We start from the raw sequence: 24,900 nt of genomic DNA, 5'->3' as shown, positions 1-24,900 counted from the left end.
ACATTAGTGAGGGGTTTCAAAATGTTGGCGGATGAAATCACTAATTTTTTGCGCCACAAGTTCAGCAGCAGACATATGAAAATGATGACAGCCTGGCAAACAAGATGACTCCAACAGCGGAAACCAGCGCTTAGCCTCGGCTAATTGCGCATTCAGTTGGTGATACCCTTGCTCGGCTTGCACTAAAAGCATAGGTAACTCAGTGTTGGCTAAAATCTGCTCGCGTTGCTCTATCGTCATGCGCCATGGGGAATCCCGCTTTAAGCGTGGATCGGTGCGCCAATAAAATTTTCCTGCGCATTCTACCGCATTTCTTGTCACCAACAGATGACTCCATTTACTGGACAGACCAGTAAGCTTGCTGCGCGCGGCCGCCATTGACTCAATACTTTGATAACCTATGGGTTTAGTGACACTTTGATGGGCAGATAAGCTCTGTTGTAAACGCGCCTTGGCATGCTGACTAGATTCTGCCATGGGCAGCAAACCTTCAAGTAAAATGGCGGCATCTAGAGTGTCTGTTTGCGCCGCGCCATAGGTGCTCGCTATCATGGCACCAAGAGAATGCCCCATGACCACAATATGGGTAAATTGATGGCGGCAATGCTCAATAACCTTTGCAAGATCATAAAGATAATCAAAAAAGTGCAAAGGATAGCCCAGGCTTCTATGCTGCGATAAGCCATGCCCTGGCCAATCGATGGCAAGGATTGGATAGTCATCTAAATACTGAGCTAACGGATAAAAGCTATGGGCATTATCTAACCAGCCATGTAAGGCAATGAGCAGCACCTCGCCCTTCATATTGGTTTGAGCGCACTCTTGCCCAAGTGCGGCAACACTCAACTCTGGGCCAGATTTACCGCGCCAATAACAGCCGGCAAGTGTGATATGTGGCAGAGTTAAACTTACTTCATCTGGATGCAGGCGAGCAGATGCTCGCCAGATAGGTATCGACATAGTTATTTTTTAACGAATTTTAAAGTCATGCGGTCGCTTTCACCTATGGCAAGGTACTTATCTTTATCTTGCTCGCCCAAGGCTAAGCGCGGCGGTAAGGTCCACACCCCTTTAGGATAATCTTTAGTATCTTTAGTATCTTTAGGGTTGGCGTTTATTTCACTGGCGGCCACTAACACTAAACCATGTTTTGCCGCTAAGGCGATAACCTCATCTTGCAGCATATAGCCAGTGTCAATTGACATGCCAGGGTTAGCTCTGTGCTCAACCACCCCAAAAATCCCTTGGGGTTTAAGCACTTTGGCCACAGCGGCGAATACGGCATCTAACTGCTGATCCATTTGCCAATTATGTAAATTTCTAAAAGTCAGCACTCTATCAGCACTATTATCGGCGCCAAGTTCAATCACAGGGGGTTGCAGGGTGACAGTTTTCGCCTTACCTAAAGTAGCACTATTGTCGCTAAGCCATTGCTCAACTTTTTTACCCGCTTGCTGATAAAACTCCTCACTTTTGTTATTGGCTGTACCTTGAGTATTAAAGTTCGCCGCAATATATTGACCCTTTTGCGCCAATAGTGGCCCTAATATTTCGGCGTACCACACACTCGCCCCAGGCCAGAGTTCAATCACTGTCATCTCAGGTGAAATGTCAAAGAAACTTAAGGTCTGCGCAGGATGGCGCGCGCCATCACGGGCAGCGTTAGCCTCTTGCCTAAAGTCACTACTCACAGCCGCATTAATGGCATCATTGGCACTCGCGGGGAACAAGGTTAACGCCAAGGTGGCGGCAATTAAAGTCTTAAGCAATTTCATGAGCACGTCCTGTGTAGAAAAGATGAATTAACCGCCACTAAACTAACAAGCCCGCACGAATTTGCAAACATTTTGCAAATCCCAAGCGCGGTATTTGTTCGCCATATTTAGTGCATAGCATGTATGTAGCTAACTACAAATGGACTTGCTGATGGGCGCTAATAAACAAGGCTTTGCCTTGCAAGCGTTGCGAGAGGGTTTTGGTTTAGGGTTTAGGCGTAGGTTTAGGCTGAGCCTTTCCCCCTAAATGCCCCAATTCGCCGCCAACACCAATAGACAGCGGCGATACTCACGCTAATCCACAAACACACCCACACTATGGCTGGCACCCAAGTAAGACTTGCTAACAGCTGACCATCTCCTTGACCATCGTATTGCAACAATACTAGCGGGCTTAAAATGGCGTTTAGCATCACCACTAACGCGATAATGCGCAGTTTCATTAATAACCACGCCGCATTGGCAAAGCGACTGGGTAAAATAAACAGTCCAGCTAAGAGCACTAAAATAAGCCAAGTGAGACTATCACGCGCCCATAATACTGCGCTGCCAATCACTAATAGCGACATTAGGCTATAACACCAACGAATGCCTTTAGGCCATAAGGTCAGTTGATACAGTAGCAACCCCCATAACGAGGCGCCAAGATAACCGCTGAGTCCAATTAATATCGGGGCGCCGCCGTGGCTAAAACAAAAGCCCGCGCCATTAACAAATAATTGAATATGACTCACCTGCCCGCCGGTTAGCACTGTCATTAAGGCGTGTGACAATTCATGAAAATAACTTTCTAACCAGTTAAATGGCACGCCGATAATAGGTAATCTGGCCAGCAATAATGCAACGCCTAATTCCACTAAAAAGCGGCCGCGTGACACTACAGCGTATTTAGGCACCACACTAATAGCCATTGAGGTCAAGTCCGAGTAAAGAGTCTGCTGATCCTAAGTGTGAACTAAGCGGACACAAAACAGTTGAACGGACATCAAATATTAGATGGCGGCAGGATATTAAGCCTAAAGTGAACAAAGTGGATACAAGGGATATTGGGGATATAGCAGGTATAGGAAAATGGATAAAATGGGCTAAAGCTGTGGCGGTCAATAAGCTAACGCGGCGCGCCTGACCTATGTAAAATAAGGATTGAAGCGATAACATGATTCAATCCTCCTTAACGCGCCACTTATTTAGCACCACTTACTTAGCGCCACTAACTATGCCTCACTAGCTATGCCTCACTGGCAAGTATGGCTGGCTATGACTGAAATTAATTATTCGCGCCCAGGCAACTTTTTCCACGCCACTGTATCGCGTAAATACACAGGCGCTAAATCATCGACGCTGGTTGCTAACCCTTGCTCGCAAGCCTTAAGGGCTAGTGGCAACATATATTGAGCTTCAGGAAATAACACCCCAGTTTCTGCCGGTACGCCAAAACGCTCGCTTAACTGTGGATAGGCGCTAAAACCTGTACCGCACACTTGGGTGTCTTCAATAGCCGCAGTTAAAGTCACCATCTCTGGCGCGCTCACTTGCTCAGTGCCCATTAATACGGCAACACCATTTTCAGCCACGAATTCAGCCCAATACACTTCATTCATTCTGGCATCAATAGCCACCAGCGCATGAGTGCCACCATTTTTTTCAATGGCTTGCTGCGCCATGGTCTGCAGGGTAGAAATACCTACTACAGGTAAGTCAGCCCCTAAAGCTAAGCCTTGGGTCATGCTGGTACAAATACGAATACCGGTAAAACTGCCAGGGCCGCGGCCATAGGCAATCACGTCAACGTCCGCCAATCGAATGCCAGCTTCAACCAATAATTCATCCACCATAGGTAATAACCGCTGGCTATGTTCTCTTGGAGCATCAGCAAAACGTGCTATACGCTGACCGTTAATCAGTAATGCCGCCGAGCATCCTTCGGTACAAGTATCTAGCGCAAGAATAGTTTTTGGTGGTAAAGCAGAAAAAAGTCTAGTCATGTATCTCAACATCCGTCTTGGGCATCATCACCCGGTATACTGCAATCATATCATCAAACTATGAGGCGCGGCAGCGCTTGCAGCCTTTTGCTAGGTTAAGCACTTGCGAAAACCTGTATTTAACGAGTTAACAATAATAAAAGCGGCAAATTGATGTTATTGGCGACGCACTATGATCTGCGCTTCTAGGGTAACGTCACGCTTAAGCTGGGTCTCAATCACGTCTTTAATGGCATCAATATCGCTACTGGTTAATGCCTCAGGCGAGACCAGTTGCAGTGACAATTCCACCGGATTGCCCGCGCGCGCTTTAATATGGCGCAGCGTCACATCACCAACACTTTCCCCTTCTAAGCTGGTGACTATGCGCGCTTCTTCAGATAAACGCATAAAACTGAACACCAATGGAATACTGACCACAGCCACGGCAATCAAGGCGACGCCCAAGCCTTTCTTAGCGCGCGTAAAAGGCGCAAAACCTAAGGCGAGGAAGGTAATGGCCGCTGCAAACACAATACCCGCTAAGTTGGTTAAAAATAACAGCAACGCACCCCAAGCAACATGCAGGTCAAGCCAACCAAGACCAATACCAGTAACCGCCAGTGGCGGTACTAAGGCCACAGCAATGGCAACCCCAGCTAAGCTTTTGGCGGCATCTATGCGTGCGTGCGCATAAGCCCCAGCTATACCTGATATTACTGCCACCCCCAAATCTAATAAATTCGGACTTAAACGGGCGGCAATTTCAGGGGTAATCACTTCCATCGGCATAATAAAACAGGCAAAGCTCGAAAAGCCAAGCGCCATCACTAAGCCTGTGCCTAAGGTTTTTAAGCTCCCGGTTAAAAGGTTGGTATCTTGGCGAGTGAGCGCCATGGCCAATGAAATAATCGGCGCCATCAAGGGCGCTAAAATCATAGCGCCAATAATCACAGGGGCAGAGCTCGCATACAAACCTATGGTGGCAAGTAAGGTTGAAAGCACCATTAAGGTTAAAAACGCTGGGGACGCCGTCGCATTTTCCCGAAGCAGTTGATACAAGTCCTTAAATTCTTCGGTGGCAGCGTGCGCGATTAATGGCAGATGTTTCGCAGCCATCGCCATTATTGCTTCACCAGCGGGCAAGCGGTCGATTTTACGTTGCTCTTTACTGCTAATTGCGCTGTCAGATACGGGCAGTGAATCGCCAACTAACAAGTTAAGGCTGCGCGAATCGGTTTCTAATACCAATTGCTCAGCTTCTTGATTACGGCCATCAATATCAAAGCTCATTACTTTGCCATTGGTGATTGTGAGGGCTTTGGTTTTCACTAACCCCAGAAACTCAGGTTGTTTCATCACCCGATTAAATGGCGCTGTGATAAAAAAGCTAATCATTTCCATCACGCTTCTGGGGGCTAAAATCATGGCGTGACACATGCCATCATTAATATGGGTGTCGGGCAAAATATTACGCGACAACATAGATCCGATGGCGTGTTCAACCACAACCACCCCAATGGCTGCTGTGGTAAAACTGCTGTCATTGGCCGTGGTAAAGGTAAAGCGCTGCGGCAATAAGTTATTGACATGAATAATGTTATCCCACGCCTTAGTTAAACGCTCTTGCCAGAGGCTACTTTGCCCCCCTGGGCGTAAGTTAAAACCGCGCCCGAGCAGCACAGAACTTAACACCACTTGACCGTTACAACGCAGCACATCGACTTTTTTAGCTTTAGCGGCTTTTGCCCCATTGACGGCTTTTTCAAGATTGTTTTGCAAACAAAAACCGCGCCGAGCATGATTGGCGTTAGGGTGCGGTAAAATGGCTAAATGCCAGCCACCAGCCACGGCCGCCTCAATAATACTCGGTGCCAATTGATCATCAACATAGGCATACACGCGGCTCTCAGGAGGAAACTCTGCAGGCTCTTCGATAACCCATGCTTTGGGTAAAATATCTATGTCAAAGCAAGGTAATACTTTATGAGTAACATCTTGTTTGTCATCGGCATTAAACAATAAAAAACTGTCGGACATAGGTATATTCGTCATTAAGTAGCTAACTAATAAGTCATTATGAAGAGTTATGGCTGTTGAGGCAACAATGCTACCAAGAGGTTAATTAATGGTTTAAGCCTGTTGTTGGCATGTGATTGGCGCTTAGCTGGCCTATTGTCATAAAGCCTTATAAAAACAAACACCGCCTACAGGGCGGTGTTTGTGATTACGAGTCGCGCAAACTTAAGTTTACTCTTTAGTAAACTTATCGCTGGCGGCTTGCCATGGGTTCATTCCAGCACTGTTATTGCTTGAGCTAGATGATGGCGTAGCCGGCTTTGCTGGGCGCGGCTTATCAGAACGGGTTCGCTCAGGACGAGCGCTTTCAGCCTGAGTACTTGCCCATGGGTTACTGCGACGCTCATTGCTGTTTGCATAAGGCGTGCTTGAAGCCGCAGCTACCGGTTTACCTTGGCGACCTGTGGTCTTGGTAATTCTTTTAGAGCGAGTACCGTTAGATTCAGACAGCACTGGGCGTTCTTGATTGGCACTAGGTTTGCGCGGCGCCTGATTTTTCGGCTCAAAATTCAGCACCGAGACAGGCACTACTTTACGCGGCGCAAAACCTTCTATTTCACGGCGCTCAATTAACTGCTCTAAGCGGCGCTCAATACTGCACAGGTTCTTAAAATCATCCATAGAGACAAATGAAATCGCCTCACCGCTTAAGCCAGCGCGGCCGGTGCGGCCAATACGGTGAATATAATCATCGGCTTGATGCGGTAAGTCATAGTTAACTACTCGCGATAATTCGGCGATATCAATACCACGGGCGGCAATACCCGTCGCCACCAAAAATGGCACTTTACCAGCGCTAAAGTCGGCTAATACTTGCTCGCGCGAGGCTTGACTGCGGCCGCTATGAAAGGCTTCAGCATAAATGCCACGCTTTTCTAACTGGCTCACTAACTTGGCCGCGCCTTGCTTAGTTTCAATAAAGATTAACGCTTGTTGCCAATCGTTTTCTTTGATCATGTGGCTTAATAAGGCTGACTTTTTATCTTTATCAACCGTGATCAACCACTGCTCAATGGTGTCTTTACTGGCTTGTTTACGAGTAATAGCAATCTCTTTGGGATGCGCCACTACGGTTTTAACTAATTGACGCACTTGCTTAGATAAAGTCGCAGAAAACAGCAGGTTTTGTCTGTTTTGCGGCAATCTATCTAAAATCTGATTGATGTCATCAATAAAGCCCATATCCAGCATTCTATCGGCTTCATCTAATACTAAGACTTCTAGCTCATCAAAATGCACAGCGCGCTGAGTATACATGTCCAGTAAGCGCCCAGGGGTTGCCACCAGAATATCAACGCCGTTAATCAGCGCTTTCTTTTGCGGCAGTGAATCTACGCCGCCATACATGGCTAAATTGGTGAGTGACAAATAGCGGCTGTATTGGTTGATGTTATTGGCTATCTGCAATGCTAATTCACGGGTCGGGGTTAATACCAAGGCGCGGATACGCTTAGGTCTAATCGCCGGTAAATCTTTAAACATTTGGAGTAATGGCAGAATAAACGCCGCCGTTTTACCTGTGCCAGTTTGGGCTGCCGCGATTAAATGTTCACCGGCTAACACCTCTGGAATGGCTCGAGCTTGAATTTCAGTCGGTTGACTATATTCAAGTTCGCTCAGGGCGCGAGTAATTTCTGGGCTTAATCCAAGTTGTGTAAATGACATGGTTATCTCTGAAAAGAAAGAAGAAAATTAAGTCAGTCATGCCGACCTATGTCGACCTAATGACAAAATGCTTAACGATTATATCAGCATAGCGCCATGGCTTCCTCTGTTGATTTTCTTGTTAATGAAAAAGCGCGGATAAATTTTGATTCATTTTATTTAATAGCACTTGGTTTAACAGTTATTGCTACTATTGGATAGACGCAGTACCCACGATAAATGATGAGCCTCTTCATGACGTTACCTAACTTAGAACCTCTAATTTTACGCTATCCAGCCTGGTTTCATGCCTTTAGGGTAACCTTTACCACAGCACTTGCCATGCTCATCATAACCTTCACCCAAGTGCCTCACGGCGTATGGGCATTAATTACCATTATCATGGTGATGGGCTCAGTCGCTTACTTAGGTGAAGTGTTAAGTAAAGCCAAGCAGCGGATTATTGGTACCTTGTCCGGCGCAGCCTTAGGTTTATCTTTGTATTTATTGCCTAATAGCGACATGGTGCTCCACACCAGTCTGTTTTTATTGATGTTAGCCACCAGCATTTACTTTACCCGCGGTAAATACAGTTATGCCATGTTGCTATGTGCGTTAACTATTACCTTAGTGGCCACCGCAGGACCTGGAAATCTAGACGTTGCCTGGCAGCGTACTTTCAATGTGATTTGGGGCGCGCTGCTTGCCATGCTTGCCAGTCGTGTGTTGTTTCCTATTCGGGCATTGCATCATTTTCATGTGCTCAATGCCGAAATTTTGCAAAGCGCTGCCAAGGCTTATCAAGCGCACTTAGCGCATACCCAGTTACGTCAAACTCAGCTAGAACAAATCACCAATCAACAAACTAGCGCGGCAGCAAGCGTGTTGTTAGCTGAGCTTAAAACCCTACTAACCAAGCAAATCAGCATCTTGCCCCACGCCATTAAAGAAAGTGGCGTAAAAAACGAGCATTTCGCCAAGATCACCGAAGCTCATAAACGTATGCTCCATAGCCTGCAAACCTTAACTGAAACTCAATGGCAGCAATTAGCGCCGGCATGCGCAGCGCAGTTACAACTTAATCAGTTGATGTTTACCTTAGCGAGCCAACTGCCGCGCTCAATGCCAGCAAAAGTTCAAGCAGCAATACCGCTTTCAAGTAGCAGCCCGCAGCAAACTATGACTCTCGGCCTTATCCAGCAGGCTGATATTGAATTGCTGCATTGCAATAATGCTATGCATTTAGGGCAAGACATTGATATTAATTTGGCGGGATATTGGTGGCTTAATCAGGAACTCGCGCGGCGCTTTTATAAGTTGGCCACAGAACTCGCCTTAGTGTATCAGCATCCTGTGGCGAGCTAGCCATAGCAATGTCAGTATTTAAGTAAGGCTCTTAATGGCAACTAGGCTGCACTCAGCATGGCTAATGGTGATGAGCTCACTTTGATTCGTGAGGTGCGATTGGTTCAGTGTGATTAGTTCATTGTGATTAGTTCAGTGCGATTCGCCAAGCGCTAAACAAAAAAATGGCGACACTAGGTCGCCTAAAAAATGGTTTAACTTAACACCAATAATACCATATCAATCCATGATACAGCTTGCAGGGAGGTGGATGAACACCTTCAGAGGACGCCATTATCATCTCCATACCAGCATGTAACAAGTGCGCGAGATCACACCAAGATGGCCACTGAGATCTGAAAAAAACGTTTCGCAGCCAGCAGAGTCAACCGCTACCAGAACCAGCAAACCCAACACAAACAACTGCAAAGAGCTCAGAATTAAGCGATAAATATCTCTAAAAAAATCTAAAAATAAATATCACACAACTTTTTGCATCTAAAACGCCGCCAAAGACTCGCCGACATTAACTATCAGGTTAGATTTTTTGCAAGAAAGTTAGATCTTCTGCAAGAAAGCTAAATCTTCTGCAAAAAATCTAAGGCTTGCTGTAAATCGCGAGTGCGCCGCATGGGCGGCAGCGCGGCAAGTAAGGCTCCGCCATAAGGGCGATTGACTATGCGATGGTCACATAAGATCAACGCCCCCTGATCGCGACTGTCGCGAATCAGGCGCCCTACCCCTTGCTTTAGTTTCATCGCCGCCAAAGGCACGGCCAACTGAGTAAAGGGATCTTGCCCTTGCAACTGTAATTGCAAGGACTTCATAGCGAGCAAAGGATCATCTGGCGGCGTGAAAGGTAATTTATCAATAATCACGCAGCTTAATTGCCGCCCTTTAACATCCACCCCTTCCCAAAAACTAAAACTCCCCAGCAACACCGCGTTGCCCAACTGCCTAAATTTATCCAGCAAAGCCGATTTACTGCCCTGCCCTTGAATTAATACCGGTTGACTCACAAGACTTGGCAAGCGCGCCGCCACCTGATTTAACATAGCGTGCGAGGTAAAGAGCACAAAAGTGCGGCCATCGGCAGCACTAATGGCTTGCTGACAAATACTGATTAACTGCGCCGCTGATTGTTGATGGCGGACATCATAAAGCTGCCTTGGCACGCACAATAAGGCTTGGCGCCCATAATCAAATGGACTATCAAGTACCACTTGCTCAACTTGATTGGCATATTTGCCAGTAAAACCTAAGGTGGATGCAAACGTTTGGAGCGAGCCATGCATCTGCAAAGTGGCCGATGTCATGATAAGGCGGCAATCCGCCCCATATTGCTCAGTCAAAAGTTGCTGAAATTGATGGCCTAATTGCCACGGGATTTGGTGCAAGCTGATTTTGGCAGTGTTATTAGATGTTGCCAATCCAGCGGCATAAGCCGCCCCAGACAAACCATCGACCACATACGCCGAGGTGGAATCATCAGTTTCAATAAAGGCGTTAAGATCAAGACACAGTTCATCAAGGCCAATGACATAAGCGTCAAGCTCGGGGAAATTCACTAACAGCGCGGTTAATAATTCAGTGAGTTGGACTAATTGCTGCTGCAATTGCCCCATCTGCGTACAAATGGCGCGACTCGCTAAGTAATGGCGCCAATTAACACTATTGCCGTTAGCATAATGCTCAATCAGTAATTGTTGCCACGCCGCTAAACTTAAGGCCGCGGCGTGCACGCAAGTGGTTAAAGCGCGGGTATCACTTAACTGCGTTTGACCTAGATACGCCAATTGGTTTAATAGCTGCTGGCACTTAACCATGGAAAACGTGCGCGCAAAGTGGCGCGCCAATAAATCGGGTAACTGATGGGCTTCATCCAGCACTATGGCATCAACATTTGGCAGCCAAGGCTCAACGTCAGAGTGCACTTGTTTATGTTCAGCGAGTAGCAAATGATGATTGACGACCACAAGCTTGGCCTCACACGCCTTAGCGCGGGCTTTGCGGGTAAAACAGGCTTGATAGTAATCGCAGCGCTGGCCTTGGCAGCCATCTGCGCGGCTGCGCACTAGGTCCCGCGCTTTACTGTGCTCAGAAACCCACTGCAAACTATCTAAATCACCGTCAAGACTGCTTGTTTGCCATTGATGAATTCGCAGTAAATCATCAAGCACCTGCGCGTCAAGTGAGCTTGATGCTTGTAATTGCTCCATTAATTGCCACTGGCACAAATAATTGCCGCGACCTTTTAATAGCGCTACATCCCGCGGCAAACTAAGCATTTGGGTTAAGGCAGGTAAATCTTTAGCGACCAGTTGCTCTTGTAGATTTTTAGTGCCCGTACTAATAATCACCCGCTGGCCACTGAGTAAAATCGGCGCTAAATAACTGTAGGTTTTACCCACACCTGTGCCCGCTTCTATCAGTAAATGCTTACCTCTAGATAAACATTTCGCCACAGCTTGCGCCATGATTTGCTGCTGCGGCCGGCACTCATAATTGCGAATATGCTGGCTAAGCGGGCCGCCATTCACAAACACCTTGGCAGTATGTTCAACAAGAGATTGGCGCAAATGGACACCTTAACGATAGTGGCACAAACGCCAAGTCTAGAGATTGGCAAGCATTATGCCTGTTATCGACCAGCATTCAAGTCAGCAGCTTGATGAATAAAACTCACGCATTAAAAAAGATGCTTGCTCAAGTGTTGGATTGTCGCTAGTTTAAAAATCAAGCAATTGCTTCATCCTAACTACCGAGCGAGATAAACCTATGCTGCTGACATTAATAAACACTCTTCATCATCACCATAAGCGGTAGCCTTCGGACGCTCACTGCCGAAGGACTCTATCCTTCTGGCGGCCAGCTCTCAGCTCATACCCCTGGAAGGAATTTCAGGGGTTTTTTGTTTTAAGTCCCTGATCAACCCTAACAAAAGTACAGGTACGATCATGAACAAAGAAACGCGACTACGAATAGCCATTCAAAAATCTGGCCGTTTAGCCAAAGATTCCCAAGCCTTGCTCAAGTCATGTGGGGTTAAATTTACCATCAATGAACAGCGCCTGATTGCCCACGCCGATAACATGCCCATAGATATTCTGCGAGTAAGAGATGATGACATCCCGGGGCTTATCATGGATGGCGTGGTGGATTTAGGCATCATAGGTGAAAACGTTTTAGAAGAAGAGCAATTAGATCGGCAGTTAATAGGCAAACCCGCAGAATACCAAAAACTTAAACAACTAGATTTTGGCCGTTGCCGTTTAGCTCTAGCGTTGCCTAAAGAGTTTCCCTACCAAGGGATTGAATCACTGCAAGGTTTACGCTTAGCCACCTCTTATCCCAATTTATTGCGCCGCTTTATGAAAGAGCAAGGCGTAAGTTACAAAGATTGTTTACTCAAAGGCTCAGTTGAAGTTGCCCCGCGCGCAGGCCTTGCCGATGCTATTTGCGATCTAGTATCAACTGGGGCGACGTTAGAAGCCAATGGCTTAGTCGAGCAAGAGGTGATTTATCGCTCCATGGCTTGCCTTATTCAGTCCAGCATTAACGCTCAAGATAGTCTTGAGCAAGCCAGCAAACAAAACTTAATCAACACCTTACTATCACGCATTCATGGCGTTATCCGCGCCCGCGAAAGTAAATACATAATGCTGCACGCCCCTAAGGCCAGTATCAGTGACATAGTTGCCCTGCTGCCAGGCGCAGAAAACCCCACCATATTGCCGCTCAATGATGATGGCAGCAAAGTCGCGATTCATGTGGTCAGCAGTGAAGATTTGTTTTGGGACACTATGGAGCAACTCTCCGCCTTAGGCGCGAGCTCCATCTTAGTGCTACCGATTGAAAAAATGCTGGGGTAAATGATGATGCAGTCAATAAATCCGCCAAGCATGACCCAAGTTATGACAATCGTGGAATGGTGTCGCCTTGTTAAGGCGCAGCAACATGCCTGCTTGCAACGCGCCGAGCAGATTGGCAGCGATGAAGTTACGCGCAGCGTTAGCGAGATTTTGCAATTAGTGGCAAACGATGGCGACGCCGCCCTTCGCCGATTAACCCTTAAGTTTGATAACTCAGACGCGCCGCTGAAGTTACCAGCAAATGCTTGGCAAGAGGCTGGTAACAACTTAAGCCTTGAGCTCAAAGCCGCCATAGATTATGCCATAGCCAACATAGTTAAGTTTCATTCAGCGCAGCAATTGGAACCCATTGCGCTAGCAACTCGCCCTGGGGTTAATTGTGAACTGAGAACCGAAGCCATTGAAAGCGTTGGCTTATATGTGCCAGGCGGCACAGCGCCATTAATCAGCACTGTCATGATGCTAGCCATTCCCGCGGCCATTGCCAGATGTCGCCGCCGCGTACTGGTAAGCCCGGCTCCCATTAGCGAAGCCATTATTTATGCCGCCCGTCAATGCGATATTACTGAGATTTATCAAGTAGGTGGTGCCCAGGCCATAGCGGCACTCGCCTTTGGCACAGAAACCATAGCCCCAGTTGATAAGATATTTGGCCCGGGCAATAGCTATGTGACGGAAGCTAAACAGCAAGTCGCCCAATCAAAACGTGTGGCCATTAGTATTGATATGCCAGCGGGGCCATCGGAAGTGTTAGTGATTGCTGATGGCGCGGCCAATCCTGCCTTTATTGCAGCAGATTTACTGAGCCAAGCCGAGCATGGCAGTGACTCACAAGTCTTGTTAGTGAGTGATAGCCGCGAGTTACTTGAGCAAGTGCAGCGCGCCATCGAGGGGCAATTACCGCGGTTATCACGCTGCGATATAGCAAGCGCTGCCTTAAGCAATAGCCGCATGATTTTATGCGCGGACATGGATGAAGCTGTGACTATATCAAATCGCTATGGGCCTGAGCATTTAATCATTCAAACTCAAGATAATGAGGCTGTGCTTGCTAAGGTGCGCAGCGCCGGCTCCATTTTTGTGGGCGCTTATACTCCGGAGTCTGTGGGCGATTATGCCAGTGGCACTAACCATGTATTACCCACCTATGGCTATAGCCGCAGCGTTTCAAGCTTATCGCTTGCAGATTTTAGTCGCCGCTTTACCGTGCAAAGGGTTAGCAGCGCGGGGCTTAAAAGCTTAGGCCCCCACGTAATTGCCCTTGCAAACGCTGAATTACTCGATGGCCATGCTAACGCAATCAAAGTCCGTCTTAAGGAGCTGACTAATGATGAGTAATGCCCAAGTGTTAGCGCAGCAATTGTGCCGCCCAGAATTATTAGACTTACAAGTGTACGAAAGCGCGCGCCGCTTAGGCGGCGCTGGGGAAATTTGGCTCAATGCCAACGAATCGCCGTTTAATAATAGTGACATAGTCGGCATCAATCGCTACCCCGAGTGCCAGCCACCAGCCTTAATTGCGGCCTATGCCAGCTATGCCAAGCTTGCGCCCGAACAAGTACTAACCTGCCGCGGCGCCGATGAAGCCATAGAGTTATTAATTCGCACGTTTTGCATTAGTGGGCAAGACAGTATTGGCATCTTTAGTCCGACCTATGGCATGTATGCTATTAGCGCCGCTAGCCATAATGTCGCTGTAGTAGATACCGCGCTTAATGAGGATTGGTCATTGCCAGTGACAGCCACCAGCACTATGCAAGGCTGCAAATTAGTGTTTATTTGTCACCCCAATAATCCTACCGGTAATCTGCAAAGCCGCGCCGCCATTGAGTCACTAGTAAAAGCGCTGCCCACCAGCCTAGTGGTCATTGATGAGGCTTATATCGAATTTAGTGCCAGCGAGTCTGTCATAGATTTACTGGAGCAGTATCCCAATCTGGTAATTTTGCGCACCTTGTCCAAAGCCTTTGCCTTAGCTGGGGCGCGCTGCGGTTTTTGTTTAGCCGATCCTGCGATATTAACCATGATGATGCGCATCATAGCGCCCTATCCTGTGCCACTGCCGGTGGCCTTATTAGCGCAAGCGGCGTTAACGCCTGACGGCCTAATGCAAATGCGCACTCAAGTGCAAAGCCTCAATCAACAAAGACAAAGATTAGCCGCCGCGTTAACCGAGTGCCTTGCTGTCAGCGCAGTGCAGCCTGGCCAAGGTAATTTTGTGCTCGCAACCCTGTCGTCACTTTCATTAGTCACAGCAATATTGCAGCAATACGGCATAGTAGCGCGCCAGTATAAACATCCACGCTTAGCCCAAGCCATACGTTTTAGTGTGGGCCATAGTGCTGATATTGAGCGCGTCATCAAGGCATTAGATGCCATCAATGCCAACCTCGCCAATGCTAATGACAACCAAAACAAGAACAAGGTGAACTCATGAACCAAGCACGCGCCCTACTCTTTATCGACCGTGATGGCACCCTTATCGAAGAGCCTGTTACCGACAAGCAAGTCGATAGCGCCTCTAAATTAGCCTTTGAAAAAGATGCCATCACTGCCCTGCTGCAATTGCAAGCGACAGGCTTTGGTCTTGTGATGGTATCTAACCAAGATGGTTTAGGCAGCCACTCCTTCCCCCAAGCGGATTTTGACTTACCCCATAATTTAATGATGCAAGTGTTCGAGTCTCAAGGGGTTAAGTTTCAACAAGTACTGATTTGTCCGCACTTTGATAGCGACAATTGCAGTTGCCGCAAACCTAAACTTGGGTTGGTCAGAGACTATTTAACTCAAGGCAAAGTTGATTTTACCCGCTCGGCCGTGATTGGCGATCGCGTGACTGATATGCAATTAGCCCAAGCCATGGGAGTACGCGGCATTCAATACCAGCGAGAAACATGCAGCTGGCGACAAATAGTTAACCAGTTATTGAATCAACCAAGACAAGCTTGCGTACGCCGCACTACGTCTGAAACCGATATTCTAGTGGAGCTAGATTTAGATAACCCTGGCACCAAAGTCATTAGCACAGGCATAGGTTTTTTTGATCACATGCTCGATCAAATCGCAACCCACGCCAACATCAGCCTAACCGTCACAGTCAAAGGTGACTTACACATAGATGATCACCACAGCATAGAAGATACCGCGCTCGCATTAGGCGATGCCATCCGCCAAGCCTTAGGCAATAAACTCGGCATTGGCCGCTTTGGCTTTAGCTTACCTATGGATGAAGCGCGCGGTGAATGCTTATTAGACTTATCGGGCAGGCCCTACAGTCGCTGCGATGCCAGCTTTAAGGGGGAGCGCGTCGGCGGACTGGCAACTGAGATGGTCCCGCACTTTTTCCGCTCATTTGCCGATGGCCTGCGCGCCAACGTGCATGTAAGCGCCGAGGCGGACAATGATCATCACAGAGTCGAAGCCATGTTTAAAGCCTTAGGGCGCGCCTTACGTCAAGCCATTAAGGTTGATGGTAAGCAATTGCCATCAAGCAAAGGATGCTTATGACCATGAGTACAGATACTGACATAATTGCTAGCACTGACATGAGAGATAGCTCTGAAATAATAGATACTACTGTCATTATCGATACTGGCTGCGCTAATTTAAACTCAGTGAAATTTGCCTGCGAGCGCGTACTTGCTGCAGAGTTTACTAAAGAGTTTGCGACAGGGGCTGGCAAGCAAGCACGCCAGTTAATTGTAAGTTGCGATATCAACACAATTCGCGCCGCCACCAGAGTCATATTGCCAGGAGTTGGCTCGGCCACAGCCGCCATGCGCCAATTACAGGCCAAGGATTTGTGTCAACTCATCGCTGAGCTTAAGCAACCCCTCTTAGGCATTTGTCTTGGCATGCAGTTGTTAACTGAGTTTTCCAGTGAAGGCGACGTTGCCTGTTTAGGCATAATCCCCACCAAGATTAATCCGCTACAGGCCGATAACTTACCTGTGCCCCACATGGGCTGGAATCAACTAAGCGTGAGCTCGCATCCGCTGTTTCGCGGAGTGGCCAGCGGCAGTTTTGTGTATTTTGTGCATAGCTTTGCCGCGCCGCAATCAAACTTCACTTTAGCCACTTGTCATTATGGCCAAGAGTTTAGCGCCGCCATTGGTCGCGATAATTTTATGGGCGTGCAATTTCACCCCGAAAAAAGCGCCTTGGTTGGCGAGCAAATCCTGCGCAACTTTATGGAGATGAACTGATGATAATTCCTGCCATCGATTTAATTCATGGGCAAGTAGTGCGTCTCTATCAAGGGGATTATCAGCAAGCCACGGCGTTTACTATCGACCCCTTAAGTCAACTCTTGTCTTATCAAGCCCAAGGCGCTAAGTGGTTACATCTGGTGGATTTAGATGGTGCCAAACATCCAGACAATCGTCAAAGCGCGCTCCTTGCCTCACTTGTCAGTCAACTCAACTGCCAAGTACAAGTGGGCGGCGGCGTGCGCTGTGAGCAAGACTTACATACCTTACTTGAATGCGGTAGCGATCGGGTGGTGATTGGCTCATTAGCCGTGCAGCAACCCAAACTTGTGTGTCAGTGGCTCGATACTTATGGCAGTCATGCCATTTGCCTTGCCTTAGATATCAATATTATTGATGGCAAAAAATCCTTAGCCGTAGCAGGTTGGCAGCAAGATGCGGGTATCGCCCTTGAATCCTTAATGGCTGAGTTTTTAAGCCATGGGTTAAGTCATGCATTAGTCACAGATATTAGTCGCGATGGCACTATGACGGGCCCAAATGTTAGCTTGTATCAAGAATTAGCCGAGCATTATCCCAGCGTTCACTGGCAAGGCTCAGGCGGAGTTGCCAGCCTTGAGGATATTGAGGCGATGCGTAACAGCGGCGCTGCTGGCATTATTGTCGGTAAAGCCTTGTTAGAAGAGCGCTTTAGTGTAAAGGAGGCAATCGCATGTTGGCCAAACGCATAGTTCCGTGTCTCGACGTTCGAGACGGTAAAGTCGTGAAAGGCGTGCAATTTCGCGATCATTTAATTGTCGGCGACATAGTGCCCTTAGCGGCGCGCTACGCCGATGAAGGCGCGGATGAACTGGTGTTTTACGATATCACCGCCAGTACTCGCGGCGCCTTAGTTGATACCTCTTGGGTTGAGCGCATTGCCGAGCGCATCAATATTCCCTTTAGTGTGGCGGGCGGCATTAGCACCTTATGCCAAGCACGCACTATGCTCGCCCATGGCGCCGATAAGATTTCCATTAACTCCCCCGCATTAGCAGACCCAAGCCTAATATCCCGCTTATGTGATGAATTTGGCCGCCAATGCATAGTGATTGGCATTGACTCTTTTTATGACGATAACAGCGGCAGTTACCATGTAAAACAATTTACTGGTGATAGCAGCACAGTGAAGCAAACCGATTGGTTTACCCAAGACTGGGTGGAACAAGTGCAAGCTCTTGGCTGCGGCGAAATTGTCTTAAATGTGATGAATCAAGACGGCGTACGCCAAGGCTATGATATTAAGCAGTTAGCTCATATACGTTCTGGGTGTGACGTGCCCTTAATCGCCTCGGGTGGCGCGGGCTCCATGACCCATTTTGCTGAAGTTTTTATACAAGCTAAGGTCGATGCCGCGCTGGCCGCTAGCGTATTTCATCAGCAAATCATTAATATTCAGGCATTAAAGCGCTACTTAAGTGAGCAAGATATTGCCGTGAGGCTGAGCTAGCTCAAGAGTGTGGCTCAAGATTATAAATGTCATCAAAGGATCAGCCAAATTAGGACAATGTTATGAATTCAAGCTCATTAGAAAAACGACTAAGCACAGTGCTCTATGCCGATAAGCTGTTAGAACAACTGGATTTTGCCAAAGGCGATGGCCTACTACCTGCCATAGTGCAAGATGTGATCACAGGCGAAGTATTAATGCAGGCTTATGTCAATCGCGAAGCCTTAGCTTTAACCATAGACAGCGCTAAGGTGACTTTTTATAGCCGCTCACGTCAGCAATTGTGGTGCAAAGGCGAAACGTCGGGCAATTTCTTACAAGCTATTAGTATCAGCGCCGATTGCGATAATGACAGCTTACTGATTATGGCCAAACCTATGGGGCCAACCTGCCACACAGGGGCCACAACTTGCTGGCATTCACACTGGAACAAGCCCTTTATCAATCAATTATCTGAGCTTATTCAAGGCCGCCACCAGCAATTTAATGATGAAAAGCAGCAAGGTCTTAATGAGCCAAACAAGATAGCGGCCGCTAGCTACACAGCATCATTATTTGCCAGTGGCACTAAGCGCATGGCGCAAAAAGTCGGTGAAGAAGGCTTGGAAACGGCGCTGGCGGCAGCAACTCATGATAAAGAAGAGCTTATCAATGAAGCCGCCGACCTGATGTTTCACTTAATGGTGCTGCTCGAAGATCAAAACTTATCCATTTATGATGTGCAGCAGCGCTTATATGACAGGCATCAAAGATAGTTATTAGCAGTAAATTTGCTGACAAAGGATGGCATGGCTCACAAATTTGGTATACTAGCGCACTTTTTATTTGTACCGACAATTTGAGTGCGCGAGCCATGAGCCAAGCTGAAATTTATACCCCTGAACCTAAGCCTACCCTTTCCAACCATTTGGAGCTGTTAGCGCCGGCCAAAAATGCCGATTTTGGCATTGAAGCCATTCGCCATGGGGCTGATGCTGTGTATATTGGTGGCCCTGCCTTTGGTGCCCGCGCCACTGCCGGTAATAGCGTGGCCGATATTGCCCGTCTATGTGAATTTGCTCACCGCTATAATGCCCAAGTCTTTGTGGCCTTAAATACCATTATCATGGATGACGAGTTAGCGGGTGTTGAAAAGCTAATTTGGGAACTGTATGAAGCCGGCGCTGATGCCTTGATTGTTCAAGACATGGGTATTTTACAGCTGAACTTACCGCCGCTCGCCTTGCATGCCAGTACCCAGATGGATAACCGTAGCCCAGAAAAAGTCGCCTTTTTAGAGCAGGTAGGCTTTTCGCAAGTGGTATTAGCCCGCGAACTAGGGTTAAGTCAAATTCGCGATGTGGCAGCCATCAGCAATATGCGCTTAGAGTTTTTTATTCATGGTGCCTTATGTGTGGCTTACAGCGGCTTATGTAATTTAAGTCACGCCTTTAGTAACCGCAGTGCTAACCGCGGTGAATGCTCGCAAATGTGCCGTTTACCAGCCAATTTGAAAAACCGTCAAGGCGATGTGTTTGCTGAGAACGAGCACTTATTGTCATTAAAAGATAATAACCAAACCGCTAACCTTGAAGCCTTAATCGATGCTGGTATTCGCTCGTTTAAAATTGAAGGCCGCCTTAAAGATTTAAGCTATGTGAAAAACGTCACCGCCCATTATCGTCAAGCGCTTGATGCCATTATCGCCAAAAGGCCTGAACTGCAAGCGACCTCTCATGGCCGAGTCGAGCATAGCTTTACGCCAGATCCGGAAAAGACCTTTAACCGCGGCGGCACGGATTATTTTGTGCATGAACGCAGCCAAGGCGTCAGTGACTTCCGCTCTCCTAAGTACATAGGTCAAGATGTCGGTAAAGTGATTGGCTTAGGTAAAGACTTTATCAAAGTGCAATCAAGCCATGAGTTTAATAACGGCGATGGCTTATGCTATTTCCCGGCTAACTATGCCAAGGCCAAACAATCTGACGATAAGTTGCAAGGCTTACGAGTTAACCGCGCTGATGGCCATACTTTGTATGTCATGCAAGTGCCACACGATTTAAAAGTCGGCATGACCTTATATCGCAACCATAACCAAGCCTTTGAAATGCTGCTGTCTAAAGAATCAGCCAAACGCATTATCGGGGTCGACATGGTATTGGCAGATACAGATGCAGGCATAAGCTTAACCATTACCGATAGTTATGGTTTTAGTGGTTATAGCGAATTAGTAACGGACAAAACGCCGGCGCGGGATAACACAGCGTTAGATAAAATTCGCAGTCAACTGGCAAAATTAGGCGCTACCGATTTTGAAGCCCAGCAAATCACTTTAGCTGTATCGCAGCCTTGGTTTTTACCAGCGTCCCAGTTAAATGGCCTGCGCCGTGATGCCATCAGCGCCTTAGAACAAGCGCGAGTGTCAGGTTATCAAAGACCTTTGCCTTGGACCCATAACCAAGATGCCGTCTATCCGGCTAAGCATTTAAGTTACTTAGGCAACGTAGCTAACCAAGCTGCTAAAGATTTTTATCAGCGCCATGGCGTGATTGAAATTCAAGATACTTATGAGAAAAATGGTGTAACCGAAGAAGTGCCATTAATGATCACTAAGCATTGCTTACGCTTTAACTTCAATTTATGCCCGAAAGAAGTGCCTGGCATCAAAGCTGAACCTTTGATTTTAGAAATTGGCAAAGACGTATTGAAACTGGTATTTGATTGCCCTAAATGTGAAATGATGGTGGTGGGCGCTAATCGCCAAGTGAAAAGCCCAGACGCCATTCGCTAATTAGCACTCAGATAAATTAGTGCACTGGCAAACACTGGCACATTAGCACTGACAAAAAAGCATCGCTCAAGCGATGCTTTTTATTCTCTAGCCTTTAGGGTTAAAGCTGAATTTGCCAACACTCGGCTTAATTAGCCGTTTTTTCACATTCGAGCAACAAGCCTTGGAAATGGCTCGCTAAGTCAGTGTCCGCCAGTTTCGCGCTCGCCTCTTGCATTTGCTGCAACTGCGCCATGGCTTGATCAAGGCCAAACTTGGACACTAAATCTTTAACATACTTGGCCGCGTCCGCGCCTTGCTCCCACAGACCAGATAAAGACTCAAGACTCACATCGCCATCGAGTGTCTTTTCTAAATTATTAAGTAAAGTGGTAATAGCCGCAGGATCGGCCAAAGCCCCTTCGACACTGGCAAGGGCGCCCACAGGTGATTTAGTTAGCGCGTCAGCCACACAAGCGCTAACACTACCCGCGGCCGATGTTTTAGCAACGACATCTAAGCCTTGGGTGCGAATCGACTCTAACGCTTGCTGAATATCTTTATGTTGCATCAGCCACGCTTGCTCAAGCTGCGCCTTATCAGATTCACCCACGAAGCCGCAGCCCATTAATACCGATGAAACACAGACGCCAACTAACCAACTCGATTTTTTCATAACCATACTCAGAAAGATAAATTGAAGGCAGTGTAAGGCTAAAATCTAAATTTAAAAGGAATTTTTACCTTACAAAAATGTAATGTTACGGCAAGCTCAACGACAACTGCAGCCGTTATTATGGGGTATTAAAATGCCATGCCTTATTACAAGATAAAATAATGATAACTAAAACCCCTATGGCTATCAGCCTATTGCTGCTAAGCCTTGTCAGTCTGAGCGCAGCGGCTACTGCTCGCCATTTTAATTACCATGACTTAAACTCGGCCAAAGTAAGCTTAACCCAAGCCATTATCATCGCCGAAAAGGCCACAGAGGCCATTGCCATCGATGCTGAGTTTGATAAGTATTTCACCGGCAGTCGCTATGAAGTCACGTTATTAACGGCCAAAGGCGAGCAGATTGATCGCTTCGTTGACCCAAACACAGGCAAAATCAGTGACCCAATATTTATTGACCATGGTATAGATAGTGAAGACATACTAATGAGTGTCGCCATTTTACAAGGCAGATTCACCCCGTTAATTGATGTGATAGCTAAGGTTGAACAACATTATGACGCGACTGTCTATAACATCGAATTTGAGCAAACGCCGACGGCACTCATCCTTGAAATCGATATGCTAAATGCTGACGATCACAAGCTCAGGCTTGAGTTATAACTCATGCTTTGGTTTTAGCGTTAGCCTCATATTACTCGCCGCTCACTACTAAAACTAAGCCTAGCAATCGCGCAGCTAAGAGGTGTTTATGAAAGCCACCCTGTTATTTACCTTAAAATCGTTAATGAGCCTAAGCATTATTGTGGCCATGTTAGTGACCGGCATAATGACTTTAGGTGCCAGTATGCTTGCAGGCCTAATGATGAGCCTGATTGAATGGCTCGCTGGCGGTCAAACCTATGATATAGACCAGCAAACGACTTCCCATTCCCCCGTGCTATGATAAGCACCTTAATTTAAGCAAGATATTGTTATGCATATAATATTGGTTGAAGATGACCCAAGCATTAGTCAATTTGTTGAGCAAGGGTTACAACAAGCTGGCCATCAAGTAGAAGTACTAGATAATGGCAGACACGCCTTAGCTATGATCTTAAGTCAGTCTTTTGATGTCGCTATTGTCGATAGAATGCTGCCAGGCCTTGACGGCTTATCGCTAGTAAAATCCTTGCGCGCTGCCCAAGTTAACTTGCCAGTGTTATTTCTAACGGCACTGGGCGGCGTCGATGATAGAGTGGAAGGATTAGAAGCTGGCGCCGATGATTACTTAACAAAGCCTTTCGCTTTTTCGGAGCTATTAGCGCGCATATCTGCATTAACACGACGCTCTGGCGCGCCACAAATGCGCTCAAACCTGTTGCAATACGGCGATCTTAATATGGATCTCACCGAGCATAGCGTCACCCGCCAAGGCCAAGCGCTGGACTTGCAACCCAAAGAATATCGCATTTTAGAGTTATTTATGCGCCATCCAGGCAAAATGATCACTCGCACTATGCTGTTAGAGCATGTGTGGGATATTCACTTTGATCCTCAAACCAGTGTGGTGGAAACCCACATTAGTCGTCTGCGCAACAAACTTGAAAAACCCTTTAATGACAGCATTTTATTAACAGTAAGAGGCGCTGGTTATAAGTTGTATTTTAATCCCAAAATGCAAGAGGCTAAACCCAGTGCTAATCAGGGTTCGAATCAAGGTTTAGCGCAATGAAGCCCGGATTATCGCGCTGGTTTAAAGCTCGCTTTGGCCACTACGCGCCGTTGTGGCTGCGCAGTAGCGCTATACAACAAGGGCTGATATTTATCTGCGTATTCATCGCCAGCATGCTGCTAATGACAGTGCTGAGCTACTATTTCGTCGATTACAAATTAGACGACATGGAAGATGACATTACCCGCCAAAGCATACAAATGCTGGCTAGCGGTCAGCAAACCTACATAGATGGCGATGAAATTATCGACAGTGATGACATGCTAACAGTCCTTGCCACTGGCTTTGGGATCATAGGATTTATTATTACCTTGTGTATGGTTGCGATAATCATAGTGATCAGTCGGCGCAGTCAACTACGCATCAAAACTATTGAACATGTGTTACTAACCGCGGCCGAAGGGGATTTAAGTGCCCGCACTGGGGTTAAATATCAAAGTGATGATTTGGCACGCATTAGCGCCACAGTCGATATGATGTTGTCAAGATTACAAGCCACAGTGGATGCCATGACAGATATTTCTGCCAACATAGCTCATGAGCTGAAAACGCCGATTAGTCGCTTACAGTATCAATTACAAACCATTGAGCAGTTAATGCCTGAGGGCCATGGCGAACATTCACTGCCAGCGCTGCATAAAGCCATCGATGAATCGCAGCGCATTAGCGCCACTTTTGATGCGTTACTGCGCATTTCGCAAATTGAGTCTGGTGCGCGCCGCAGCCGTTTTAGTCCAGTATCAGTGTCCGCAATTTTAGAGACCTTAACTGATATTTATCAAGATGTTGCTGATGACAATAACATTAAGTTTCATTACCAAGCGTCCAGCGATGCCTGCCAAGTATTAGGCGATAAAGAATTACTACTGCAACTCTTTGCCAACTTAGTTGAAAACGCCATTCGCTACTGCCCATCTGGCAGTGAAATTGTCATTCACTGCGCCGCGAAAACCAGCGCGCGCAGTGCCAATGGTCATCATGACAGGCATAATCAACACAGCAATGACTGCATAGTGGTGAGTGTCGCAGACAATGGCCCAGGCATTGAAGAATCCCAGCGCAGCCGGGTGTTTGAGCGATTGTATCGCCTCGATAAGAGCCGCACAGATTCTGGCTTAGGGCTAGGCTTATCGTTAGTCAAAGCCATTACTCAATTGCATTCAGGTCATATTGAGCTGCAAGATAATCATCCTGGGCTCAAGGTTGAACTGCAGCTACCAGCCTTAATCAAGAGTACAAGCATAAAATCCTAGCCACTGATGTAACCTAGCTAATGTTATCTTCGGGCCAAATAATCTGCGTGAGTTCACAGTTTTACGCCTGTGAACTCACAATGATTGACAATACTGCAACCAATCCATATGGTGATGGCTCATTTCAAAAAAGG

The 24,900-nt window shown here is 47.1% G+C and carries 22 protein-coding genes; 14 read left to right on the top strand and 8 right to left on the bottom strand.

The features are described 5' to 3' along the window. Positions 1 to 3: 3 nt before the first annotated feature. The 6 genes from FJQ87_RS09330 to FJQ87_RS09305 form a co-directional block, all read right to left on the bottom strand. The gene (locus FJQ87_RS09330) at positions 4 to 960 is read right to left on the bottom strand and encodes an alpha/beta fold hydrolase (RefSeq protein WP_140932408.1); all 957 of its coding nucleotides are present in this window, start codon (positions 958 to 960) and stop codon (positions 4 to 6) included. 2 nt (positions 961 to 962) lie between these two features. Continuing rightward, positions 963 to 1,775, bottom strand: a complete 813-nt coding sequence (locus tag FJQ87_RS09325; protein ID WP_140932407.1) for a class I SAM-dependent methyltransferase — start codon at positions 1,773 to 1,775, stop codon at positions 963 to 965. Positions 1,776 to 1,999: 224 nt separating this feature from the next. Continuing rightward, the gene (locus tag FJQ87_RS09320) at positions 2,000 to 2,686 is read right to left on the bottom strand and encodes a M50 family metallopeptidase (protein WP_140932406.1); all 687 of its coding nucleotides are present in this window, start codon (positions 2,684 to 2,686) and stop codon (positions 2,000 to 2,002) included. 360 nt (positions 2,687 to 3,046) lie between these two features. After that, entirely contained in the window at positions 3,047 to 3,760 is a 714-nt protein-coding gene (tsaB, locus tag FJQ87_RS09315) for a tRNA (adenosine(37)-N6)-threonylcarbamoyltransferase complex dimerization subunit type 1 TsaB (RefSeq protein ID WP_140932405.1), read from the bottom strand. Positions 3,761 to 3,916: 156 nt separating this feature from the next. Next, complete coding sequence (locus FJQ87_RS09310; protein WP_140932404.1) at positions 3,917 to 5,779, bottom strand: TIGR00341 family protein; 1,863 nt, start codon at positions 5,777 to 5,779, stop codon at positions 3,917 to 3,919. Between the two features lie 210 nt (positions 5,780 to 5,989). Continuing rightward, a complete protein-coding gene (locus FJQ87_RS09305; RefSeq protein WP_140932403.1) occupies positions 5,990 to 7,483 on the bottom strand; it encodes a DEAD/DEAH box helicase in 1,494 nt (497 codons plus the stop codon). Between the two features lie 234 nt (positions 7,484 to 7,717). On the opposite strand from FJQ87_RS09305, the gene FJQ87_RS09300 reads away from it, so the two are divergent. After that, positions 7,718 to 8,827, top strand: coding sequence for an FUSC family protein (locus tag FJQ87_RS09300; RefSeq protein ID WP_168195169.1), 1,110 nt, complete (start codon positions 7,718 to 7,720; stop codon positions 8,825 to 8,827). Between the two features lie 557 nt (positions 8,828 to 9,384). Here FJQ87_RS09300 and FJQ87_RS09295 read toward each other — a convergent pair. Continuing rightward, positions 9,385 to 11,385 carry an ATP-dependent DNA helicase gene (locus tag FJQ87_RS09295; protein ID WP_140932401.1) on the bottom strand — a complete coding sequence of 667 codons (2,001 nt, stop codon included), beginning with the start codon at positions 11,383 to 11,385 and terminating at the stop codon, positions 9,385 to 9,387. Between the two features lie 378 nt (positions 11,386 to 11,763). Between FJQ87_RS09295 and hisG the strand changes: the two genes are divergently transcribed. The 9 genes from hisG to FJQ87_RS09250 all read left to right on the top strand — a co-directional run bounded on the left by hisG (position 11,764) and on the right by FJQ87_RS09250 (position 21,145). Then, entirely contained in the window at positions 11,764 to 12,678 is a 915-nt protein-coding gene (gene hisG, locus FJQ87_RS09290; protein WP_140932400.1) for an ATP phosphoribosyltransferase, read from the top strand. A 42-nt stretch (positions 12,679 to 12,720) separates the two neighbouring features. Next, positions 12,721 to 14,016: a histidinol dehydrogenase gene (gene hisD / locus FJQ87_RS09285; protein WP_140934056.1), complete on the top strand. Its 1,296-nt coding sequence runs from the start codon at positions 12,721 to 12,723 to the stop codon at positions 14,014 to 14,016. After that, positions 14,006 to 15,115 carry a histidinol-phosphate transaminase gene (gene hisC, locus FJQ87_RS09280; RefSeq protein WP_140932399.1) on the top strand — a complete coding sequence of 370 codons (1,110 nt, stop codon included), beginning with the start codon at positions 14,006 to 14,008 and terminating at the stop codon, positions 15,113 to 15,115. The genes hisD and hisC overlap by 11 nt, the downstream gene beginning before the upstream one ends. Further along, positions 15,112 to 16,185, top strand: a complete 1,074-nt coding sequence (gene hisB / locus FJQ87_RS09275; protein WP_140932398.1) for a bifunctional histidinol-phosphatase/imidazoleglycerol-phosphate dehydratase HisB — start codon at positions 15,112 to 15,114, stop codon at positions 16,183 to 16,185. Before hisC ends, hisB begins: the two co-directional genes overlap by 4 nt. A 38-nt stretch (positions 16,186 to 16,223) precedes the next feature. After that, positions 16,224 to 16,883 (top strand): imidazole glycerol phosphate synthase subunit HisH, encoded by a 660-nt coding sequence (gene hisH / locus FJQ87_RS09270; RefSeq protein WP_140934055.1) that lies wholly within the window; start codon positions 16,224 to 16,226, stop codon positions 16,881 to 16,883. Continuing rightward, positions 16,883 to 17,617, top strand: coding sequence for a 1-(5-phosphoribosyl)-5-[(5-phosphoribosylamino)methylideneamino]imidazole-4-carboxamide isomerase (gene hisA, locus FJQ87_RS09265; protein WP_140932397.1), 735 nt, complete (start codon positions 16,883 to 16,885; stop codon positions 17,615 to 17,617). The genes hisH and hisA overlap by 1 nt, the downstream gene beginning before the upstream one ends. After that, a complete protein-coding gene (gene hisF, locus FJQ87_RS09260) occupies positions 17,599 to 18,375 on the top strand; it encodes an imidazole glycerol phosphate synthase subunit HisF (protein ID WP_140932396.1) in 777 nt (258 codons plus the stop codon). The genes hisA and hisF overlap by 19 nt, the downstream gene beginning before the upstream one ends. Positions 18,376 to 18,437: 62 nt before the next feature. Further along, positions 18,438 to 19,130, top strand: a complete 693-nt coding sequence (gene hisIE, locus FJQ87_RS09255; RefSeq protein WP_140932395.1) for a bifunctional phosphoribosyl-AMP cyclohydrolase/phosphoribosyl-ATP diphosphatase HisIE — start codon at positions 18,438 to 18,440, stop codon at positions 19,128 to 19,130. 98 nt (positions 19,131 to 19,228) lie between these two features. Next, positions 19,229 to 21,145: a U32 family peptidase gene (locus FJQ87_RS09250; protein ID WP_140932394.1), complete on the top strand. Its 1,917-nt coding sequence runs from the start codon at positions 19,229 to 19,231 to the stop codon at positions 21,143 to 21,145. Between the two features lie 127 nt (positions 21,146 to 21,272). Here FJQ87_RS09250 and FJQ87_RS09245 read toward each other — a convergent pair whose 3' ends face one another. After that, positions 21,273 to 21,800, bottom strand: a complete 528-nt coding sequence (locus FJQ87_RS09245) for a hypothetical protein (RefSeq protein WP_140932393.1) — start codon at positions 21,798 to 21,800, stop codon at positions 21,273 to 21,275. Positions 21,801 to 21,961: 161 nt separating this feature from the next. Here FJQ87_RS09245 and FJQ87_RS09240 point away from each other — a divergent pair, with 161 nt between their 5' ends. From FJQ87_RS09240 to FJQ87_RS09225, 4 genes are all read left to right on the top strand, one after another. Next, positions 21,962 to 22,462: a PepSY domain-containing protein gene (locus FJQ87_RS09240; RefSeq protein WP_140932392.1), complete on the top strand. Its 501-nt coding sequence runs from the start codon at positions 21,962 to 21,964 to the stop codon at positions 22,460 to 22,462. An 88-nt stretch (positions 22,463 to 22,550) separates the two neighbouring features. Beyond that, positions 22,551 to 22,745 (top strand): hypothetical protein, encoded by a 195-nt coding sequence (locus FJQ87_RS09235; RefSeq protein ID WP_140932391.1) that lies wholly within the window; start codon positions 22,551 to 22,553, stop codon positions 22,743 to 22,745. A 30-nt stretch (positions 22,746 to 22,775) separates the two neighbouring features. Beyond that, the gene (locus FJQ87_RS09230) at positions 22,776 to 23,513 is read left to right on the top strand and encodes a response regulator transcription factor (RefSeq protein WP_140932390.1); all 738 of its coding nucleotides are present in this window, start codon (positions 22,776 to 22,778) and stop codon (positions 23,511 to 23,513) included. Beyond that, positions 23,510 to 24,766 (top strand): HAMP domain-containing sensor histidine kinase, encoded by a 1,257-nt coding sequence (locus tag FJQ87_RS09225; protein ID WP_140932389.1) that lies wholly within the window; start codon positions 23,510 to 23,512, stop codon positions 24,764 to 24,766. The genes FJQ87_RS09230 and FJQ87_RS09225 overlap by 4 nt, the downstream gene beginning before the upstream one ends. Positions 24,767 to 24,900 lie beyond the last annotated feature (134 nt).

Origin of the sequence: Shewanella sp. SNU WT4 (assembly GCF_006494715.1) — a bacterium.
GTDB lineage: Bacteria > Pseudomonadota > Gammaproteobacteria > Enterobacterales > Shewanellaceae > Shewanella.
This window is presented reverse-complemented; position numbering and strand designations above follow the sequence as displayed.

Coding starts and splice junctions, on each gene's coding strand:
- FJQ87_RS09330 (WP_140932408.1), bottom strand. CDS start 960: ATGTCGATACCTATCTGGCGAGCATCTGCTCGCCTGCATCCAGATGAA.
- FJQ87_RS09325 (WP_140932407.1), bottom strand. CDS start 1,775: ATGAAATTGCTTAAGACTTTAATTGCCGCCACCTTGGCGTTAACCTTG.
- FJQ87_RS09320 (WP_140932406.1), bottom strand. CDS start 2,686: ATGGCTATTAGTGTGGTGCCTAAATACGCTGTAGTGTCACGCGGCCGC.
- tsaB (WP_140932405.1), bottom strand. CDS start 3,760: ATGACTAGACTTTTTTCTGCTTTACCACCAAAAACTATTCTTGCGCTA.
- FJQ87_RS09310 (WP_140932404.1), bottom strand. CDS start 5,779: ATGTCCGACAGTTTTTTATTGTTTAATGCCGATGACAAACAAGATGTT.
- FJQ87_RS09305 (WP_140932403.1), bottom strand. CDS start 7,483: ATGTCATTTACACAACTTGGATTAAGCCCAGAAATTACTCGCGCCCTG.
- FJQ87_RS09300 (WP_168195169.1), top strand. CDS start 7,718: ATGACGTTACCTAACTTAGAACCTCTAATTTTACGCTATCCAGCCTGG.
- hisG (WP_140932400.1), top strand. CDS start 11,764: ATGAACAAAGAAACGCGACTACGAATAGCCATTCAAAAATCTGGCCGT.
- hisD (WP_140934056.1), top strand. CDS start 12,721: ATGACAATCGTGGAATGGTGTCGCCTTGTTAAGGCGCAGCAACATGCC.
- hisC (WP_140932399.1), top strand. CDS start 14,006: ATGATGAGTAATGCCCAAGTGTTAGCGCAGCAATTGTGCCGCCCAGAA.
- hisB (WP_140932398.1), top strand. CDS start 15,112: ATGAACCAAGCACGCGCCCTACTCTTTATCGACCGTGATGGCACCCTT.
- hisH (WP_140934055.1), top strand. CDS start 16,224: ATGAGAGATAGCTCTGAAATAATAGATACTACTGTCATTATCGATACT.
- hisA (WP_140932397.1), top strand. CDS start 16,883: ATGATAATTCCTGCCATCGATTTAATTCATGGGCAAGTAGTGCGTCTC.
- hisF (WP_140932396.1), top strand. CDS start 17,599: ATGTTGGCCAAACGCATAGTTCCGTGTCTCGACGTTCGAGACGGTAAA.
- hisIE (WP_140932395.1), top strand. CDS start 18,438: ATGAATTCAAGCTCATTAGAAAAACGACTAAGCACAGTGCTCTATGCC.
- FJQ87_RS09250 (WP_140932394.1), top strand. CDS start 19,229: ATGAGCCAAGCTGAAATTTATACCCCTGAACCTAAGCCTACCCTTTCC.
- FJQ87_RS09245 (WP_140932393.1), bottom strand. CDS start 21,800: ATGAAAAAATCGAGTTGGTTAGTTGGCGTCTGTGTTTCATCGGTATTA.
- FJQ87_RS09240 (WP_140932392.1), top strand. CDS start 21,962: ATGATAACTAAAACCCCTATGGCTATCAGCCTATTGCTGCTAAGCCTT.
- FJQ87_RS09235 (WP_140932391.1), top strand. CDS start 22,551: ATGAAAGCCACCCTGTTATTTACCTTAAAATCGTTAATGAGCCTAAGC.
- FJQ87_RS09230 (WP_140932390.1), top strand. CDS start 22,776: ATGCATATAATATTGGTTGAAGATGACCCAAGCATTAGTCAATTTGTT.
- FJQ87_RS09225 (WP_140932389.1), top strand. CDS start 23,510: ATGAAGCCCGGATTATCGCGCTGGTTTAAAGCTCGCTTTGGCCACTAC.